The sequence below is a fragment of the Exiguobacterium sp. s39 genome (assembly GCF_018618925.1).
Lineage (GTDB): Bacteria > Bacillota > Bacilli > Exiguobacteriales > Exiguobacteriaceae > Exiguobacterium_A > Exiguobacterium_A abrahamii.
In genome coordinates this window covers 25,478-41,557 of the sequence record NZ_JACSNA010000007.1, presented here as the reverse complement: position 1 = coordinate 41,557, position 16,080 = coordinate 25,478, and the positions used below count along the sequence as shown (strand labels likewise).

17 protein-coding genes and 2 tRNA genes are annotated in these 16,080 nt (G+C 48.4%); all 19 read right to left on the bottom strand.

The window, feature by feature from the left end; all coding sequences use genetic code 11:
• Positions 1–352 precede the first annotated feature (352 nt).
• The 19 genes from lysS to KNQ11_RS16370 all read right to left on the bottom strand — a co-directional run bounded on the left by lysS (position 353) and on the right by KNQ11_RS16370 (position 16,046).
• Complete coding sequence (gene lysS / locus KNQ11_RS16460) at positions 353–1,834, bottom strand: lysine--tRNA ligase (RefSeq protein ID WP_214772669.1); 1,482 nt, start codon at positions 1,832–1,834, stop codon at positions 353–355.
• 162 nt (positions 1,835–1,996) lie between these two features.
• Complete coding sequence (gene dusB, locus KNQ11_RS16455; RefSeq protein ID WP_214772665.1) at positions 1,997–2,989, bottom strand: tRNA dihydrouridine synthase DusB; 993 nt, start codon at positions 2,987–2,989, stop codon at positions 1,997–1,999.
• The gene (folK, locus tag KNQ11_RS16450; protein ID WP_214772662.1) at positions 2,989–3,504 is read right to left on the bottom strand and encodes a 2-amino-4-hydroxy-6-hydroxymethyldihydropteridine diphosphokinase; all 516 of its coding nucleotides are present in this window, start codon (positions 3,502–3,504) and stop codon (positions 2,989–2,991) included. The genes dusB and folK overlap by 1 nt, the downstream gene beginning before the upstream one ends.
• The gene (gene folB / locus KNQ11_RS16445; RefSeq protein ID WP_023466572.1) at positions 3,501–3,872 is read right to left on the bottom strand and encodes a dihydroneopterin aldolase; all 372 of its coding nucleotides are present in this window, start codon (positions 3,870–3,872) and stop codon (positions 3,501–3,503) included. Before folB ends, folK begins: the two co-directional genes overlap by 4 nt.
• A gap of 2 nt (positions 3,873–3,874) precedes the next feature.
• Positions 3,875–4,660 (bottom strand): dihydropteroate synthase, encoded by a 786-nt coding sequence (gene folP / locus KNQ11_RS16440; protein ID WP_064301055.1) that lies wholly within the window; start codon positions 4,658–4,660, stop codon positions 3,875–3,877.
• On the bottom strand, positions 4,657–5,496 hold the full coding sequence (locus tag KNQ11_RS16435; protein ID WP_214772661.1) for an aminotransferase class IV: 840 nt from the start codon (positions 5,494–5,496) through the stop codon (positions 4,657–4,659). The genes folP and KNQ11_RS16435 overlap by 4 nt, the downstream gene beginning before the upstream one ends.
• The gene (locus KNQ11_RS16430; protein WP_029343065.1) at positions 5,480–6,061 is read right to left on the bottom strand and encodes an anthranilate synthase component II; all 582 of its coding nucleotides are present in this window, start codon (positions 6,059–6,061) and stop codon (positions 5,480–5,482) included. Before KNQ11_RS16430 ends, KNQ11_RS16435 begins: the two co-directional genes overlap by 17 nt.
• Positions 6,058–7,443 (bottom strand): anthranilate synthase component I family protein, encoded by a 1,386-nt coding sequence (locus tag KNQ11_RS16425; RefSeq protein ID WP_214772659.1) that lies wholly within the window; start codon positions 7,441–7,443, stop codon positions 6,058–6,060. Before KNQ11_RS16425 ends, KNQ11_RS16430 begins: the two co-directional genes overlap by 4 nt.
• Positions 7,444–7,530: 87 nt before the next feature.
• On the bottom strand, positions 7,531–8,475 hold the full coding sequence (gene cysK, locus KNQ11_RS16420) for a cysteine synthase A (RefSeq protein ID WP_023466565.1): 945 nt from the start codon (positions 8,473–8,475) through the stop codon (positions 7,531–7,533).
• A gap of 80 nt (positions 8,476–8,555) precedes the next feature.
• Positions 8,556–8,867, bottom strand: a complete 312-nt coding sequence (locus KNQ11_RS16415; RefSeq protein ID WP_023466564.1) for a SurA N-terminal domain-containing protein — start codon at positions 8,865–8,867, stop codon at positions 8,556–8,558.
• Positions 8,868–8,879: 12 nt separating this feature from the next.
• Positions 8,880–9,803 (bottom strand): Hsp33 family molecular chaperone HslO, encoded by a 924-nt coding sequence (gene hslO, locus KNQ11_RS16410; RefSeq protein WP_023466563.1) that lies wholly within the window; start codon positions 9,801–9,803, stop codon positions 8,880–8,882.
• Positions 9,804–9,813: 10 nt separating this feature from the next.
• Positions 9,814–10,575 (bottom strand): type III pantothenate kinase, encoded by a 762-nt coding sequence (locus tag KNQ11_RS16405; RefSeq protein ID WP_214772667.1) that lies wholly within the window; start codon positions 10,573–10,575, stop codon positions 9,814–9,816.
• Between the two features lie 178 nt (positions 10,576–10,753).
• Positions 10,754–12,757 (bottom strand): ATP-dependent zinc metalloprotease FtsH, encoded by a 2,004-nt coding sequence (gene ftsH, locus KNQ11_RS16400; protein ID WP_050677371.1) that lies wholly within the window; start codon positions 12,755–12,757, stop codon positions 10,754–10,756.
• 120 nt (positions 12,758–12,877) lie between these two features.
• Positions 12,878–13,423, bottom strand: a complete 546-nt coding sequence (hpt, locus tag KNQ11_RS16395) for a hypoxanthine phosphoribosyltransferase (RefSeq protein ID WP_023466560.1) — start codon at positions 13,421–13,423, stop codon at positions 12,878–12,880.
• 33 nt (positions 13,424–13,456) lie between these two features.
• Positions 13,457–14,689, bottom strand: coding sequence for a tRNA lysidine(34) synthetase TilS (gene tilS, locus KNQ11_RS16390; RefSeq protein ID WP_214772657.1), 1,233 nt, complete (start codon positions 14,687–14,689; stop codon positions 13,457–13,459).
• Positions 14,690–14,759: 70 nt separating this feature from the next.
• Positions 14,760–14,831, bottom strand: a tRNA-Glu gene (locus KNQ11_RS16385).
• A gap of 8 nt (positions 14,832–14,839) precedes the next feature.
• A tRNA-Met gene (locus tag KNQ11_RS16380) sits at positions 14,840–14,916 on the bottom strand.
• 153 nt (positions 14,917–15,069) lie between these two features.
• Positions 15,070–15,585 carry a S1 domain-containing RNA-binding protein gene (locus tag KNQ11_RS16375; protein ID WP_023466558.1) on the bottom strand — a complete coding sequence of 172 codons (516 nt, stop codon included), beginning with the start codon at positions 15,583–15,585 and terminating at the stop codon, positions 15,070–15,072.
• A gap of 83 nt (positions 15,586–15,668) precedes the next feature.
• Complete coding sequence (locus KNQ11_RS16370; protein WP_023466557.1) at positions 15,669–16,046, bottom strand: FtsB family cell division protein; 378 nt, start codon at positions 16,044–16,046, stop codon at positions 15,669–15,671.
• Positions 16,047–16,080: the final 34 nt, after the last annotated feature.

Sequence of the window (16,080 nt, the reverse complement as noted above, 5' to 3'; positions counted from 1 at the left end):
AGTCACGATTGACGAAGCTTGCGCTTCATTCGTTTTTGTATTCCGTAGAATACGATTTTTGCCTCATCGTTCAGTTTTCAAAGTTCGTCGTGTCGTTTTCAGCGACTTTAATATCTTAACAAGTTATCAACCCGATTGTCAACAACTTTTTTGATATTTATTTTTGTGTGTCACGACCATTCGCGGCACAAGAAGTAATATACCATGGCTTTTTGAATCCTACAAGCATTTTATTAGAAAAACATTTAAAAACTTTTATTTACCCATTTTTCGACTCGTTTATCCCTGTGTTGACTTCAAAAAGAATGCTCCATTCCTTCTATACAGTATAGAAAGAACGGAGCTCCACTCATTAATTTTGTTGGTGACGCATCGTTGGGAAGAGTAATACATCACGAATCGATGGCGCATTCGTCAACAACATGACGAGACGATCGATCCCGATCCCAAGACCACCCGTTGGCGGCATACCGTACTCGAGTGCTTCAATGAAGTCTGTATCCATTTCATGTGCTTCATCGTTTCCTGCTTCTTTTTCGACGAGTTGCGCTTCGAAGCGTTCACGTTGATCGATTGGATCGTTCAATTCCGTGAAGGCATTCGCATGCTCACGACGAACGATGAATAATTCAAAGCGATCCGTAAAGCGTGGATCCTCTGGATTTTTCTTCGCAAGCGGTGACACTTCAACAGGATGACCATAGACGAATGTTGGTTGAACGAGTGTTTCTTCTACTTTTTGTTCGAAGAACTCATTCAAGATATGTCCCGTCGTCATGTGTGACTGAACTTCAACACCGTGTTCATGTGCTAGTTCGAGGGCACGTTCGTTTGAAATCTGTTCAAAGAAGTCGACACCTGTCGCTTCTTTAACGAGATCGACCATGTGTGCTCGTTTCCAACCGACAGATAGATCGATGACGTCTTCTCCGTAAGTGACTTGTGTCGTACCGAGTACTTCTTGTGCGACGTGAGCGATCAGGTTCTCTGTTAAGTTCATGATGTCTTTATAATCCGCATACGCTTCATAGAGTTCGATCATCGTAAACTCTGGGTTATGGCGTGTTGAGATTCCTTCATTACGGAACACGCGACCAATTTCGTAGACTTTCTCAAGTCCACCGACGATCAAACGTTTCAAATGGAGCTCGATTGCAATCCGCATGTAAAGCGTCATGTCGAGTGCATTATGATGCGTGATGAACGGACGAGCCGATGCTCCACCCGCAATCGTGTGCAACATTGGTGTTTCAACTTCCAAGTATCCGAGGTTATCGAGATATTGACGAATTCCACGAATGACTTTACTCCGCGCGATGAATGTCTCACGTGATTCTTGGTTCGTAATGAGGTCGAGGTAACGCTGACGGTAGCGTTGCTCGATATCTTTTAATCCGTGATATTTATCCGGAAGCGGACGTAATGCTTTCGTTAATAACGTAAATGCTGTGACGTGAACAGAGAGTTCACCAACATTCGTCTTGAACACATATCCTTGAATTCCGACGATGTCGCCTAAGTCACATGTCTTATAGATCTCATACGCCTCTTCGCCGACGTCATCTTTACGGACATACAACTGAATTTGACCTTGTACATCCTGAACATTCGTAAAGCCAACCTTCCCTTTACGACGTGTCGTCATGACACGCCCCGCGATGGCAACTTCCGGTTTCAGTTCAGCCAATTCTTCTTTTGTATGTTCACCAAATGATGCACGAATGCTCTCAGTATCCGTCGAACGTTCAAAACGTGCGCCGAATGGATCGAGACCTTGTTCACGCATGGCGTTCATCTTACCGAGACGCACCTGCATTTGATCGTTCATTTCCATATCCTGACTCACTGTCTTCACTCCTTTTAATAATGGTTCACGACGATTCTCTCGAATAAAAAGCTGTCGGAATGACCGACAGCCCTTTTAGAAAACCGATACGCTCATCTTCAATGCAACTAGCGTACCACAAAACGACTCTGTCCGACTATACTTTACCTGTTAGGCATATGCTACGTTTTCTTCGAGTGTCTGCAAGTACTGCTGTAACAGTTCGACGAGTCCTGCGTGTGTGTCAATATTGAATAACGCATTGCGAACGCGACCGTTCCCCTTCATTCCTTTCAAATACCAGGCGACGTGTGTCCGCATTTCGCGTACGGCGAGTTCTTCTCCCTTTAGCGCGACTAGTCGTGTGGCGTGTAAGAGACAGATATCAATCTTCTCACGCGCCGTCGGTTCTGCCGGAAGCGTTCCTGATTCGAGATACTGGATCGTCTGATACAACATCCACGGGTTCCCGAGAGCTGCCCGTCCGATCATGACACCGTCGACGCCGATCTCATCAATCATCCGTTTTGCATCTTGCGGCGTCTGAACATCTCCATTTCCGATGATCGGAATGTTGACCGCTTTTTTCGCTTCGCCAATGATGTTCCAGTCTGCGACCCCTTCATACTTTTGCGAACGTGTTCGCCCGTGGATGGCAACGGCTTTCGCACCACCCGCTTCTGCCGCTTTGACATTATCAACACAATAGATGTGATGACTGTCCCAGCCGGTCCGCATCTTAACAGTAACGGGTTTATCGATCGCTTGCGTCACCGCATGGACCATCTCATATACCTTATCCGGATCAAGCAACCATTTCGCTCCAGCATCACTTTTCGTGACTTTCGGGACCGGACAGCCCATGTTGATGTCAATGATATCGGCATTCGTGTTCGCTTCGACATATCGTGCCGCTTGAACGAGTGTCTCTTTTGAACCGCCATAGATTTGAAGGCTGAGCGGTTTTTCCCGCTCATCCACGTACAGCATCTGTAGCGTCCGTTCATTCTCGTACAAGATCCCTTTATCGCTGACCATCTCCGCACAGACGAGTCCCGCACCGAATTCCTTTGCAATTAACCGAAACGCCGGATTACAGACGCCTGCCATCGGTGCCAAGATGACTTGATTCTTCAGTTTGACATCACCAATGTTAAATTCCATTATTGTTCCTCCGCTTCTAAAAGCCCACCTAACCGTCGTACACCGTTTCGTTCTGTCTCTGGTAACTGCTGATACAACTGCTCGACGCTTTGTCCAAGACCGGGTATGACGCATGTTGCTGCGAGTTCACGTAATGGTGCGAGGACGAATGCCCGCTCTTGCATCCGCGGATGCGGAACGGTTAATCCTTCGAGATCAATGCGTTCTTCCTCATATAGCAAAATATCTAAGTCAAGCGTTCGTGGTCCATTTTTGAACAGACGCTCGCGTCCTTCTAGCTGTTCAATTTCCTGCAGTCGTCTAAGTAAGACAGATGCCTCATCCGTCGTTTGAATTGCGACGACCATATTATAGAATAAATCCTGCTCGAGATATCCGACAGGTACCGTCTCATAAATGGAAGAGGCCTTCACATCATGAACAGACGGTAACGCTCTCAGGCGAGTAATCGCTTCTCTTAAGTGAGCCGCCTTATCGCCGATGTTCGAGCCGAGTGCAATGTAAGCTTCCTTCATGCATAGTCCTCCCGAAGGCGATTGATCTCGACCGCCACATGTTCATAATGACCGGCAATCGGCGGATCCGGTTTGATGACCTTGATCGACGCTTCTTGAATTCGTTCGTCTAACGCAAATACTGCTTTTGCAATACGGTCCGCCAAGGCTTCGACGAGTTGGAGCGGTTCTCCTTCGACGACACGTTTCGTCGCTTCATACAATTCGGCGTAATTGACACTTTTCGTCAAATCATCCGTCCGACCGGCTTCTGCCAATGCAAGTCCGATCGATAAGTCGACATTGAAGCGTTGACCGAGTTTTGTCTCTTCTGCGAATACACCGTGGTACCCATAAAAACGCATTCCTGTTACATGAATTCGATCCACCGTTATTCCCCCTTCGTCGCAGCCAACATGATGTCCATCATCTGCGCTGCCCGTTTGACTTCTTTGACGTCATGCACACGCATCCAGTCACATCCTTGTTGAATCCCATAGCAAACCGTCGCAATCGTTCCTTCGAGTCGTTCTTCTGTCGGTAATCCAAGCGCGAGACCAATCATCGATTTACGGGATGTCCCGAGTAAAACCGGATACCCGAAGTCCGTTACGATCGATAGATGACGCATCAGGTACAAGTTCTCTTCATGCGTCTTCATGAATCCAATCCCCGGGTCGAGCCAAATGTGCTCTTCCGCCACGCCTGCCTGTTTTGCTAACCGAATTGATTCCTCAAGGTCAGCTCGAACTTCTGCCAGCATATCTGTCCCATGCGCCGTCTCCCGGTTATGCATCAAAATGATGGGTACTTTATACTGCGCAGCAACGTTGACCATCGAACGATCGCCCCACTTCGAGCCCCAAACATCGTTGATGATGTCCGCTCCCGCTTGAATAGCAGCCTCTGCGACGACAGGTTTGTACGTATCGATCGACACCAGTACGTTCAGCTCTCGTTTGATGCGCTTGATGATCGGTAAAACACGGGCGAGTTCTTCTTCGACTGATACGAACGCTGCACCCGGCCGTGTCGACTCTCCACCGACATCGATCGCATCTGCTCCATCCGCGACGAGCTGACGCGCTTGCCGCATCGCTTGCTCGACATCGACATATTGTCCACCGTCCGAAAAGGAGTCCGGTGTCACGTTCAAGATACCCATGATGTAAGTCATCGTTGTTCTCTCCTTGTCGTCACATGTTCGACGGATTGATCGAACAGCGTCATGATTTGTGCATATCCTGTTCCGTTGATTCCAGGGAAAGGGCGTCCGTCAAGTGACGAAATCGCGACCGCTTCCTGAACGGAATTCGTATAGATGATCTCATCTGCTTCTTCGAGCTGCGGTAAATAAGCCAAGCGTTCTTCGACCGGTACATATTGCATGAGAAACTGACGGGTAATCCCGTTCAGTGCACCGGTCTCAAGCGGTGACGTATACCATGTACTTCCGTAACGCCAAAAGATGTTTGACGTAATGCCCTCACAGACATGACCTTCCTTCGTTAAAAACAGCCCTTCTGCTTCCGGATTGAACAATTGTCGTTTCGCCACTAGATTGTTCATGTAATGATGTGACTTCAAGCGGTAAGTCGTCTCCGGCGTACTGCGCGGTAAACGAATCGTCTCGAGTGCACGTTCCGCCCGTTTTCGCGGAGCGATTGGTTTCGCATAGATCAACACGGTCGGCGTGTCGTAAGGATCGATTGATAAACCGATCTCGCGTGGACCGGCAGAGACGTTCAACCGAATGTATAAATCGTTCGCCCCATATGCTGCATATAAATCTTGGATCGCTTGCCGCAAGGCTTCCCGGTCATATGCTAGCTGGATTCCGAGTGCGACACAACTCATCCGTAAGCGTTCAATATGATCATCGAACAAAAACGGATGTCCGTTATAGGTCCGAAACGTCTCGAATACACCCATCCCGTAGACGAATCCGTGATCGAGCGGGGAGATGCGTACTTCTTCTTCTCGTTTAATGGTTCCGTCATGCCAGAGATACATAATGCGTCAACTCCAAGAAATTTTTTAACATCTGCTTCCCGTCTCGCGTCAAAATCGCTTCCGGATGGAACTGGACACCGAGAATCGGCAACGTCCGGTGACGGAGTGCCATGATCTCTCCACCGGCTTCCGCCGTCACTTCGAGCACTTCCGGGAATGTCTCGCGTTCAACGACGAGCGAGTGGTAACGTGTCACCGGTGTCGCTTGTGGGATCCGTTCAAAGATACCTTGTCCGTCATGCGTCAGTGGCGAGACTTTTCCGTGCATCAATTCCTTCGCGCGGACGACTTTACCACCGAATACTTGCCCAATCGCTTGATGACCTAAGCAGACCCCTAGTATCGGCACCTTCCCAGCAAAATAAGCAATCGCTTCTAAACTGATCCCCGCTTCATTCGGCGTACAAGGACCCGGCGAGATGACCAGATGATCCGGTTGCAATGCTTCGATTTCCGCAAGGGTGATCGCGTCGTTGCGAAATACCCGGATGTCTTGCCCAAGTTCGCCGAAATACTGGACTAAGTTGTACGTAAAGGAATCATAGTTATCAATCAATACAATCATTGCGTTCCCTCCGCTGTTTCTTTGGTCACCCATAACGCTTTGGCTTTACTAAGTGACTCTTCGTATTCACGTGCTGCGTCCGAGTCCGTGACGACTCCAGCACCTGCTTGGACATATGCCATCCCGTCTTTTGCGACGAGTGTCCGGATCAAGATGTTGAAGATGACATCATCCGCCCAACTGATGAAGCCAAGCGATCCGGTGTAGATTCCGCGCCGGACCGGTTCCAGTTCTTCAATGATTTCCATCGTCCGGATTTTTGGTGCTCCAGTGATCGTACCACCTGGGAACATCGCAGCGAGCACCTGACTCCCCGAGTGTTCCGGAGCTACTTCCCCTCTGACGTTTGAGACGATGTGTTGTACGTGCGAGTATTTCTCGATCACCATCAGCTCATCGACATGAACCGTACCATAACGACTGACGCGCCCTAAATCATTTCGCTCTAAATCAACGAGCATCACATGCTCTGCCCGTTCTTTTTCATTATCGAGTAAGGTTTTCGCAAGTCGTAAATCCTCCGCTTCATCCTTCCCGCGCGGTCGTGTTCCGGCAATCGGACGTGTCGCTAACGCATCACCGATTTTTTCGACGAGCAACTCGGGTGAGGCGGACACGAGTGTTAAATCTTCATCCGCAAAGTAACCCATGTATGGAGAAGGATTGACTTGTCGTAATACATCATACAAATGTTCCGCTGTCGTCCCAAGCGGTTCTTGTTGGCGGACGGACAAATTAACTTGGAAAACGTCACCGTCCTCAATATAGGATTTAATTCGGTGTGCCGCTGTCATGAACGCTTCCTGCCCGAAAGCCCGTTCTCGCTCACCTGATGAACCAGTCGCTGTAAATTGAGGTGCATCCGTCTCGATGCACCAACGCGCGACTTCCGTTTCAAGAACTCGCTCTGCTTCTTCTGCCGTGTCTCGTGTCACGGCAATGAACAACTGCTTCGTTTCCTCATCAAACACGGCGACTTCATCGTACCAGTAAAATGACAGCTCGGGTGTTTGCAGATCATCCGTCGCTCGCTCCGGTAGTTTTTCTAAATAACGGACGGCATCATAACTGACGTATCCGGCAAACCCACCAAAGAATGGTGGCATTCCATCCGGTCGGATCGATTCACGGTCGACGCGGAGCTGTTCGAGTACATCAAACGGATTCGCCGTCGATGTCTCGACTTTTCCATCTGTCTCAATCGTCGTCGTTCCGTCTTTTGTCCGGACGTATCCGACAGGACGAGTCGCCGCCATCGTATACCGGCCGATTCGACCGCTTTCGAGCCAGACGTGTCCCGTTGTGCCATTCGTCTGTTCAACATATCGATTGTAGAATTGTTCTTTCGTCCATGGTACTGCTTTGTATTTCGTCTGTCGCATACGCGTCCCTCACTTCACACTATTCTGCTCTCATTATACGCAAAAAAGTACACGGAAGCCGAATGACTTCCGTGTACGTCCAGTTGATTACTTCGATTGGTCTGCTTCTTCCTCGATTTGATACAGCGGTGTACTTAAGTACCGCTCTCCATTCGAAGGAATGATCGCGAGAACGTTTTTCCCTTTACCGAGACGTTTCGCTGTCTTGAGCGCCGCTGCAATCGCAGCACCTGACGAGATACCACCTAAGACACCATTCGTCTTCGCTGCTCGGCGTGCGTGATCGAATGCTTCTTCCGTCGTGATTTGCTCAACACCATCATAAATCTCTGTATCGAGAATCGACGGCACGAACCCAGCACCGATTCCTTGCAGTTTGTGTGGTCCCGGTTTACCACCTGATAAGACCGGTGAATCCGTTGGTTCGACGGCAATGATTTCAATACCTTGGAAAGCATCGCGTAACACTTTACCAGCACCGGTGATCGTTCCACCCGTTCCAATTCCCGCGATGAACGCATCGAGTTGCATGCCTTCGAACGCTTCGACGATTTCAGGACCTGTCGTTTTTTCATGGACGACTGGATTAGCACCGTTATTGAATTGTTGCGGCATGAAGTAACCGTGTTCTTCCGCTTCCGCTGTCGCGCGAGCGATCGCACCCTTCATCCCTTCAGGACCCGGAGTCAGAATCAATTCTGCACCATAGGCGCGGAGCAACGTCCGGCGCTCCATGCTCATCGTTTCCGGCATGACGAGGATGGCGCGGTACCCTTTCGCCGAAGCGACCATCGCTAGTCCGATACCTGTGTTCCCACTTGTCGGCTCGATGATCGTGTCTCCTTCTTTAAGTTGACCCGCTTCTTCCGCTGCCTCAATCATGGATAACGCGATCCGGTCTTTTACGCTTGATCCAGGGTTCATGTACTCCAATTTCAGATACACATCTGCATCCTCAGGACCCGTTAGATGATGTAACTTGACGATCGGGGTCCGACCGACTAAATCTAATACTGAATTCGCAATACGCATGACCATTCCTCCTCATTAGTGAACCGCTTGAATTCCAAGTAATCCGATAGACTAATTATCAGCGGACTGGATGAAATCTGTCAATCAAAGCGTTTGACTTCCGGCTTTTTTCCATCCTTCGTCTGGCGTTCGACCGCTTCTTGAATCAAACGATCAATCGTCTGCTTTTCCTGTTCCGTTCGCATCGTCTGATAGACCATCGCGCGCGTGATTTTCTCATCACCGACTTCGGCGACGACATCCTCGAGCGGACCACCGATGCTGTCTTGAACGATTTTAGGAGAATCGACCTTTGGGAGCTCACCCATGAAGGCGTAAGCACCGGTCATGAAATTCGTCAACATTAAGATGAAGATCAACATCCACAAGTACTTAGGTTGTACATTCCCCATATTAGATCCCTCTTATGCTCTTTCGAGTGATTTTTCGCGAAGTTCCTCTAATTCTGGAACATCATAGTGATAATGCTCTGAACAGAAGTGACAAACGGCTTCCGCACCGCCATCTTCATCAATCATCGCTTGAATCTCATCTGGTCCAAGGGCAATGATCGCTGTCGCTAATTTGTCACGATCACACGTACATTCAAATGATACCGGAATCGTATCAAGATGTTCGTAGTCACCGAGAACGAGTTCTAACATTTCTTCTGGTGTTTTTTCCTCACCGACAAGAATCGAGATCGGTTTTAGAGCTCCAACACGTTTTTCGAGTGCTGCAATCGTCTCTTCCGATGCACCTGGCATCAATTGAACGATCAATCCACCTGCCGCAATGACCGATTCGTCTTCTGGATAGACGAGAACGCCAGCTCCAACGACCGATGGGCTTTGTTCCGATACAGCGAAGTAATACGTGAAGTCTTCGCTGATCTCACCTGTTTGAATCGGCGATTGACCACCGACGAAGTCACGCAACCCGAGGTCTTTGATGACAGAGATGTTTCCGCGACCGACCGCTTCACCGACTTTTAGTTTCGTCAGACCATCTGCATTGACATACGTATCCATCTCGACGCGGGGACGACTCACATATCCACGTACGACACCTTTTGCGTCGGCATCGACGATAATTTTCCCAATCGGTCCATCGCCTTCGACTTTTAATGTGACACGTGTATCGCCTTTTTGCATCGTACCCATCATTGCACCGATCGTCAGTGTCCGACCGAGCGCTGCTGTGACGACAGGTGTCGTCTGGTGGCGCAGTTGTGCTTCATAGACCGTCTTCGTCGAACGGATTGCAAACGCACGGACTTCTCCATTGAAGCCTAACGCCCGTACTAAATAGTCATCTTTTAATTGTGCTAATAATTCTTCACGTTTCATCTTGATTCCCTCACTTATTTCGTTCGTAGATAATCCGTAATCCATCTAACGTCAAGAATGGATCGACGACCTCAATCATCGTGGATTCCTCGCTGATTAATCGGGCTAAGCCGCCGGTCGCAATGACCTTCGCTTCTCCCATTTCTTCTTTCATCCGGTGAACGAGTCCGTCCACCTGTGCCACATATCCGAAATAGGTCCCCGACTGCATCGCATGGATCGTATTCCGTCCGATGGCTGACTGCGGTTTCGCGATTTCGATTCGCGGCAATTTTGCTGCCTTATTATAGAGTGCCTCGGTTGCAACCATCACACCTGGTGAGATGATGCCGCCGTAATACCGTTTTTGTGCATCGATGTAACAATACGTCGTCGCTGTTCCGAAATCGACGATGATCATCGGCCCCTCGTATTTCACCGTCGCCGCTACTGCGTTGACGATTCGATCGGCTCCCACTTCACGTGGATTATCGACTTTTAAATCCAGTCCTGTCTTGATTCCTGGTCCAATCAAGAACGGACGGCGTTTAAAGTAACGCACACACATATTTTCTAGTGGAAACACGACGGGGGGTACGACAGATGATAACACGATTCCCTCGATTTCTTCCACGTTTAGCTCTGCGTCACGGAACAACGCTTTGACGAGCATACCGTATTCGTCCGTCGTCCGTGTCCGGTCTGTCGCAATCCGCCAATGCTCAATCAACTCTTGTCCCTGATAGACACCTAAGACGATATTCGTATTTCCGACATCGATGACTAAAATCATTTGCTTATTTCCCCGCTTCTTCTCGATTTTCATGCTTCTATATTCCGTTGTTTCACGATCGGAATAATATACGTTGTGATTATACCATGCTCATATGGTCACACCTACCGATGTGTATTCGCTCGGTCTGCCACAAAAAAGAACGGATTCGATGCGAGATCGAATCCGTTCCATCCGTTTACACTTGATCGTCGCGACGCGGCGTGTCTGGTGTATCCGTATCTACATTTTTCCCTTCGTCAACGACTGAACCCATTTGCGTTGGAGACTGCGTCGGTTGATCAACAGTTGCATCTGTCGATTCCGGTGCTTTCTCTTCTGCTTTTGGAGTCGTTGCTTCTGGTTCATGTTTTTTGTATTCGCCCGTCTCTAGGAGATGGTGAATTTGTTTTTGATCAAGTGTTTCGACTTCAAGCAACGTCGTTGCAATCAAGTCGAGCTGATCGCGCTTCTCAGTCAGGATATCTTTCGCTTTTTGGTAACAGCGGTTGATGATCGCTTGGATTTCCGTATCGATCTCGTGTGCGATTGCATCCGAGTAGTTCTGTTCGTTTTGGAAATCACGTCCGAGGAAGACGTTGCCACTTTGACCTGATCCGAATTGAAGTGGTCCGAGTTTTTCACTCATCCCGAACTCCATGACCATTTTCCGTGCAAGACCTGTCGCACGCTGGAAGTCATTGCTTGCCCCAGTCGAGACTTCTCCGAAGACGATATCCTCTGCGACACGACCACCGAGCAATCCAGTAATCTTATCTTCGAGTTCCGGCTTCGTCATGAAGTAACGATCTTCTTTTGGCAACATGACGACATATCCACCCGCGTTACCGCGAGGAACAATCGTTACTTTGTGTACTTCATCCGCATCGTCGAGCGTGACACCAATGATCGTATGTCCTGCTTCGTGCCATGCGACAATCTTTTTCTCTTTCGGCGAGATGATCCGGCTCTTCTTCGCTGGTCCTGCGATGACACGGTCAATCGCTTCTTCGAGATCAACGATCGAGACTTTATCACGGTCTGAACGTGCTGCAACAAGTGCTGCTTCATTCAGAAGGTTCTCAAGATCCGCACCTGAGAATCCAGGTGTCCGCTGTGCGATAGCTTTCAAATCAACCGTCGAATCGAGCGGTTTGTTCCGTGCGTGAACTTTCAAGACTGCTTCACGACCGACGACATCTGGACGATCAACCGTGATTTGACGGTCAAAACGACCTGGACGGAGTAAGGCTGGGTCAAGAATATCAGCACGGTTCGTTGCTGCGATCATGATGATACCTTCGTTTTCACTGAATCCATCCATCTCGACGAGAAGTTGGTTCAATGTCTGCTCACGCTCATCATGTCCACCACCGAGACCTGCGCCCCGTTGACGACCGACAGCATCGATTTCATCGATGAAGATGATACATGGTGCGTTTTTCTTCGCGTTTTCGAACAAGTCACGGACACGTGATGCCCCGACACCGACGAACATCTCAACGAAGTCAGAACCTGAAATCGAGAAGAATGGTACGCCAGCTTCACCAGCTGCAGCACGTGCGAGCAACGTCTTACCTGTACCTGGAGGACCTACGAGGAGGACCCCTTTCGGAATACGGGCACCGAGTTTCGCGAATTTACGCGGATCTTTCAAGAATTCAACGACTTCGACGAGTTCTTGTTTCTCTTCGTCTGCGCCGGCTACATCATCAAACGTGATCTTTTTCTTCTCTGTATCATAGAGGCGTGCCTTCGATTTCCCGAAGTTCATGACGCGACCGCCACCACCGCCACCTTGTGCTTGATTAATCAAGAAGAAGAAGAGGATGAAGATGATGATGAATGGAACGATCGTCGTCAGTAACGCGATCCAACCACCATTCGTTTCTGCTGCCTTGAAGTCCAATTTGACTCCTTGGCTTCTGAGTTGCGTATAGAGATCCGTTAGTTCCGTATCAACAGCCGGTACGACCGTCTCATACGTCGAATCTTTTTCACGCAAATCTCCTGTCACATTATACGTCTGCCCTTCATATTGGAAGGTAGCCGTCTTGATTTCACCTTTTTCAACAGACTCGACAAACTGTGTGTAATTGATTTCTTTGCTTTTGTTCACTGGACTCTGCAAGTATTGCAGAAACAAGATCAAAGCTAGAAAAATGACCCCAAACACGAGGGTATTCTTCACTGCTCGGTTCATCTTATGCCTCCTCTCCGCATCCATCTCGTTTTTCTAGTGGATGAATACGAATCCTGGCGCGACAGGGCGCGCTTTGTAATTGGTTTCATCTTATCATGGGACAGACGAGATTAAAAATAATTAGCCGCCGTAGACTGCAGGTTTCAAGACACCTACATACGGAAGGTTACGGTATTTCTCTTCGTAATCCAGACCATAACCGACGACGAATTCGTGTGGAATGACGAAGCCACTGTAATCTGCGTGCAAGTCATTCTTCCGTCCTGTTGGTTTGTCGAGCAACGTCACGATCTTAACGGACTTCGCTTTCCGGTACTTGAAGAGGTCGACGAGGTAGCCAAGCGTCAATCCGCTGTCGATGATATCTTCGACAATCAAGATGTCGCGTCCTTCTACCGATGTGTTCAAATCTTTTTCAATCTTGACTTCACCTGTTGATGTTGTCCCACCGTGATACGTTGAAACGTCCATGAAGTCCATTTCAAGGTGCATATCCATCTTTTTCACAAGATCAGACATGAAAGGCATTGCGCCTTTTAAGACACACACAAGCAACGGAAAACGATCGTGATAATCCGCTGTCAATTCGCCGGCGAGTTCGCCCACTTTATTTTGGATCTCTTCTTCTGAAATCAGTACTTTTTCCATATCGTTCATCAAGGTCATGCTAGGTATTCCTCCTCCATAATAAACACTACATTACCATTCTATCATTAAATAAGATTTTGCGAGGAGTTCAAATGACCCGAATATTGCAATTCGATGTCCAATGACGGCTAAAATCACTCCATTTGCATCGACGACGACCGGAACCTGTTCTCGGAGATAACGCGGAACCTTAGCATCAATCAGAATTCGACTGACTTTTTTCGAACCCACAGCAAGCTGAATCCGATCTCCTGGACGTGGCGGACGCACCGTCAACGGGAACGTAATCGCGTCCAGCGGGATACCTTGGTTTCCGATTGAGAAGCGAACCATTTGTTCACCATAATGATACGTTCCCAAATTCTCCCCTACTTGAAACGGTAAATCGTCATTCATTGACCGTATCACACGATCCTGCATCAAAAAGCCATATGCACGTCGCATCCTCCAGTTTCCATAATACACTTCGTCCGAGCCCTTATCCACCCGAAGCCACATGATGAAGTGACGAATCGTTTCTGAAGAAAACGTTTCTTTCGTTAGTGTCGGCAAGACAAGCCGCTGTAAATCCGTCGGTAATTCTAAAATACGTGCTATCGGAATTCCGTTTGCTTCCTTGCACCGGTCGAGATAGGTCGCGACGAATGTCGCCTGCTCACGCATGATTTGCTGTCGCGCATGTGCTGCCGCTGCTGTTGCTTGTTCAAACTCTGGCCGAATTTCTCGAAGTGGCGGCACAATCGTGTGCCGGATTTGATTACGCAAATAAGTAGTTTCTGCATTTGACGCATCTTCTCGCCACGGGACTTCATGTTGCAGCGCATACTCGAGTAATGTTTGCTTCGATTCATGTAGCAACGGGCGATGCAACCAACCGTTACCAAATGGACGAACGACGGGAATACCATCAACCTGCGCTTCTCCACGAATGAGCTGAATGAGTAGCGTCTCAATTTGATCGTCTTGATGATGAGCGAGAATCAGACGCGAACGCCCGGTCTCTTCCATGATTCGTTCAAAAAACGCATATCTCTCTTCGCGACAAGCTGCTTGAGAGCTCGTACGTCCGGTCCATTCTAAACGTGTCATGAAAAAGGATATCTTTCGGGCCGTTGCCCACTCTTTAATAAAGCGCGCTTCTTCGTCGGACGCTTCTCGTAATCCATGATGCACATGCGCAATCGCGATATCGTAGCCTTCTTTGTACAAGCGATCAACGAGGACCATCGAATCACAACCTCCCGACACACCTACTAAAAGTGGTTCGAACGGCACACCTTCCATAACGACTTCACCCCTTTCCATCAAAACCTAAAAAAAGCTATCTCTATATAATAGAGATAGCTTTTGAGAATGACCCGTACGGGATTCGAACCCGTGTTACCGCCGTGAAAGGGCGGTGTCTTAACCGCTTGACCAACGGGCCAAAAAATATGGTAGCGGCGGAGGGAGTCGAACCCACGACCTCACGGGTATGAACCGTACGCTCTAGCCAGCTGAGCTACACCGCCATATTTTTAACTCGTGCGTCTTAAGCACATTTTCTATAATACGGGCAGGTCAAATGAAAGTCAACGCTTTTTCTAAAAATAATTTCAAAAAAATAAAAGATGGAATGAACGGCGTCATTCCATCTCTATTCTTATAAAGAACAGGTCAGCAAGTTATTGACGTTTTGCGCCGCGTCCGCCACGTTTTGAATCCGTTTGACGTTTCAATGTAGCAAGACGATCTTCACTATCTTTCAGGAAACTAGACATCAGCGTATCGAACGATTGTTCTTTGCGCGGTGGTGGTGTACCACGGCCGCCTTTGTTGAAGCCTCCACGGTTACCGCCTCCACGTGGTCCTTTGTTATCGAACGAACGTGGTCCACGATCTTGTCCTGCTGGACGTGGTCCACGGTCGAACTGACGTGCAGGACGAGGACGTTCGCCTTCTGGACGATCGACGGCTTTTTTGATGGAAAGACCGATCTTACCATCGTTTTCAACACTTAAGACTTTGACGGTGATTTCTTGACCAACCGTCAACACATCATTGATGTCTTTAACGTAAGAATCTGCCACTTCACTGATGTGAACAAGACCAGTTTTCCCTGTTGGTAACTCAACGAACGCTCCGAAATTCGTGATGCCTGTTACTTTCCCTTGCACTTTGCTGCCTACTTCAATCGACATAAATTGTATTGCTCCTTTTTAGTTGATTCGTTTCTTATTATACGAGTGATTCATTCTTTTTTCAATCAATCGGCAACCTTCAATTAGTCTTCCGGTGAAAAGTAGAAGATCGTTTCCCCTTTTTTCGAATAGAGCAACTCGCTCCGAGCTAAGTTCGCTACATACTCTTTATCATTGAGACGATTGATTTCTTCCTTCAGACGGGCGGTCTCTTTTTTCGCTTTCGTCTGCTCTTGTTCAGCGACTTGAAACGACTGCTTTTGTTCAGCGATCAATTGCCGTTTTTCCATGTATGACCACCCCATGAGGGAAAAGATGAGCAAAAAGACGGTCAGACACAGGAAAAAGCGATTTTTGAGGCGTCGACGGTTTTCGATGGCATTCTGACTCAACTGCTTCTTACGGTCATTGAGCGGCTTGATCTTTGGCGCTGGACGCCCTGATTCGAGCGGTGTTGGCATATCATCCCTCCTCTTTCTGAGTGGTCATCCCTGA

Excerpts from the sequence above, each read along its gene's own strand:
- lysS (WP_214772669.1), bottom strand. The coding sequence starts at position 1,834 with ATGGAAATGAACGATCAAATGCAGGTGCGTCTCGGTAAGATGAACGCC.
- dusB (WP_214772665.1), bottom strand. The coding sequence starts at position 2,989 with ATGGAATTTAACATTGGTGATGTCAAACTGAAGAATCAAGTCATCTTG.
- folK (WP_214772662.1), bottom strand. The coding sequence starts at position 3,504 with ATGAAGGAAGCTTACATTGCACTCGGCTCGAACATCGGCGATAAGGCG.
- folP (WP_064301055.1), bottom strand. The coding sequence starts at position 4,660 with ATGACTTACATCATGGGTATCTTGAACGTGACACCGGACTCCTTTTCG.
- KNQ11_RS16435 (WP_214772661.1), bottom strand. The coding sequence starts at position 5,496 with ATGTATCTCTGGCATGACGGAACCATTAAACGAGAAGAAGAAGTACGC.
- KNQ11_RS16430 (WP_029343065.1), bottom strand. The coding sequence starts at position 6,061 with ATGATTGTATTGATTGATAACTATGATTCCTTTACGTACAACTTAGTC.
- KNQ11_RS16425 (WP_214772659.1), bottom strand. The coding sequence starts at position 7,443 with ATGCGACAGACGAAATACAAAGCAGTACCATGGACGAAAGAACAATTC.
- cysK (WP_023466565.1), bottom strand. The coding sequence starts at position 8,475 with ATGCGTATTGCGAATTCAGTATTAGATTTAGTCGGTCGGACCCCGATC.
- KNQ11_RS16415 (WP_023466564.1), bottom strand. The coding sequence starts at position 8,867 with ATGGGGAATGTACAACCTAAGTACTTGTGGATGTTGATCTTCATCTTA.
- hslO (WP_023466563.1), bottom strand. The coding sequence starts at position 9,803 with ATGAAACGTGAAGAATTATTAGCACAATTAAAAGATGACTATTTAGTA.
- KNQ11_RS16405 (WP_214772667.1), bottom strand. The coding sequence starts at position 10,575 with ATGATTTTAGTCATCGATGTCGGAAATACGAATATCGTCTTAGGTGTC.
- ftsH (WP_050677371.1), bottom strand. The coding sequence starts at position 12,757 with ATGAACCGAGCAGTGAAGAATACCCTCGTGTTTGGGGTCATTTTTCTA.
- hpt (WP_023466560.1), bottom strand. The coding sequence starts at position 13,423 with ATGACCTTGATGAACGATATGGAAAAAGTACTGATTTCAGAAGAAGAG.
- tilS (WP_214772657.1), bottom strand. The coding sequence starts at position 14,689 with ATGGAAGGTGTGCCGTTCGAACCACTTTTAGTAGGTGTGTCGGGAGGT.
- KNQ11_RS16375 (WP_023466558.1), bottom strand. The coding sequence starts at position 15,585 with ATGTCGATTGAAGTAGGCAGCAAAGTGCAAGGGAAAGTAACAGGCATC.
- KNQ11_RS16370 (WP_023466557.1), bottom strand. The coding sequence starts at position 16,046 with ATGCCAACACCGCTCGAATCAGGGCGTCCAGCGCCAAAGATCAAGCCG.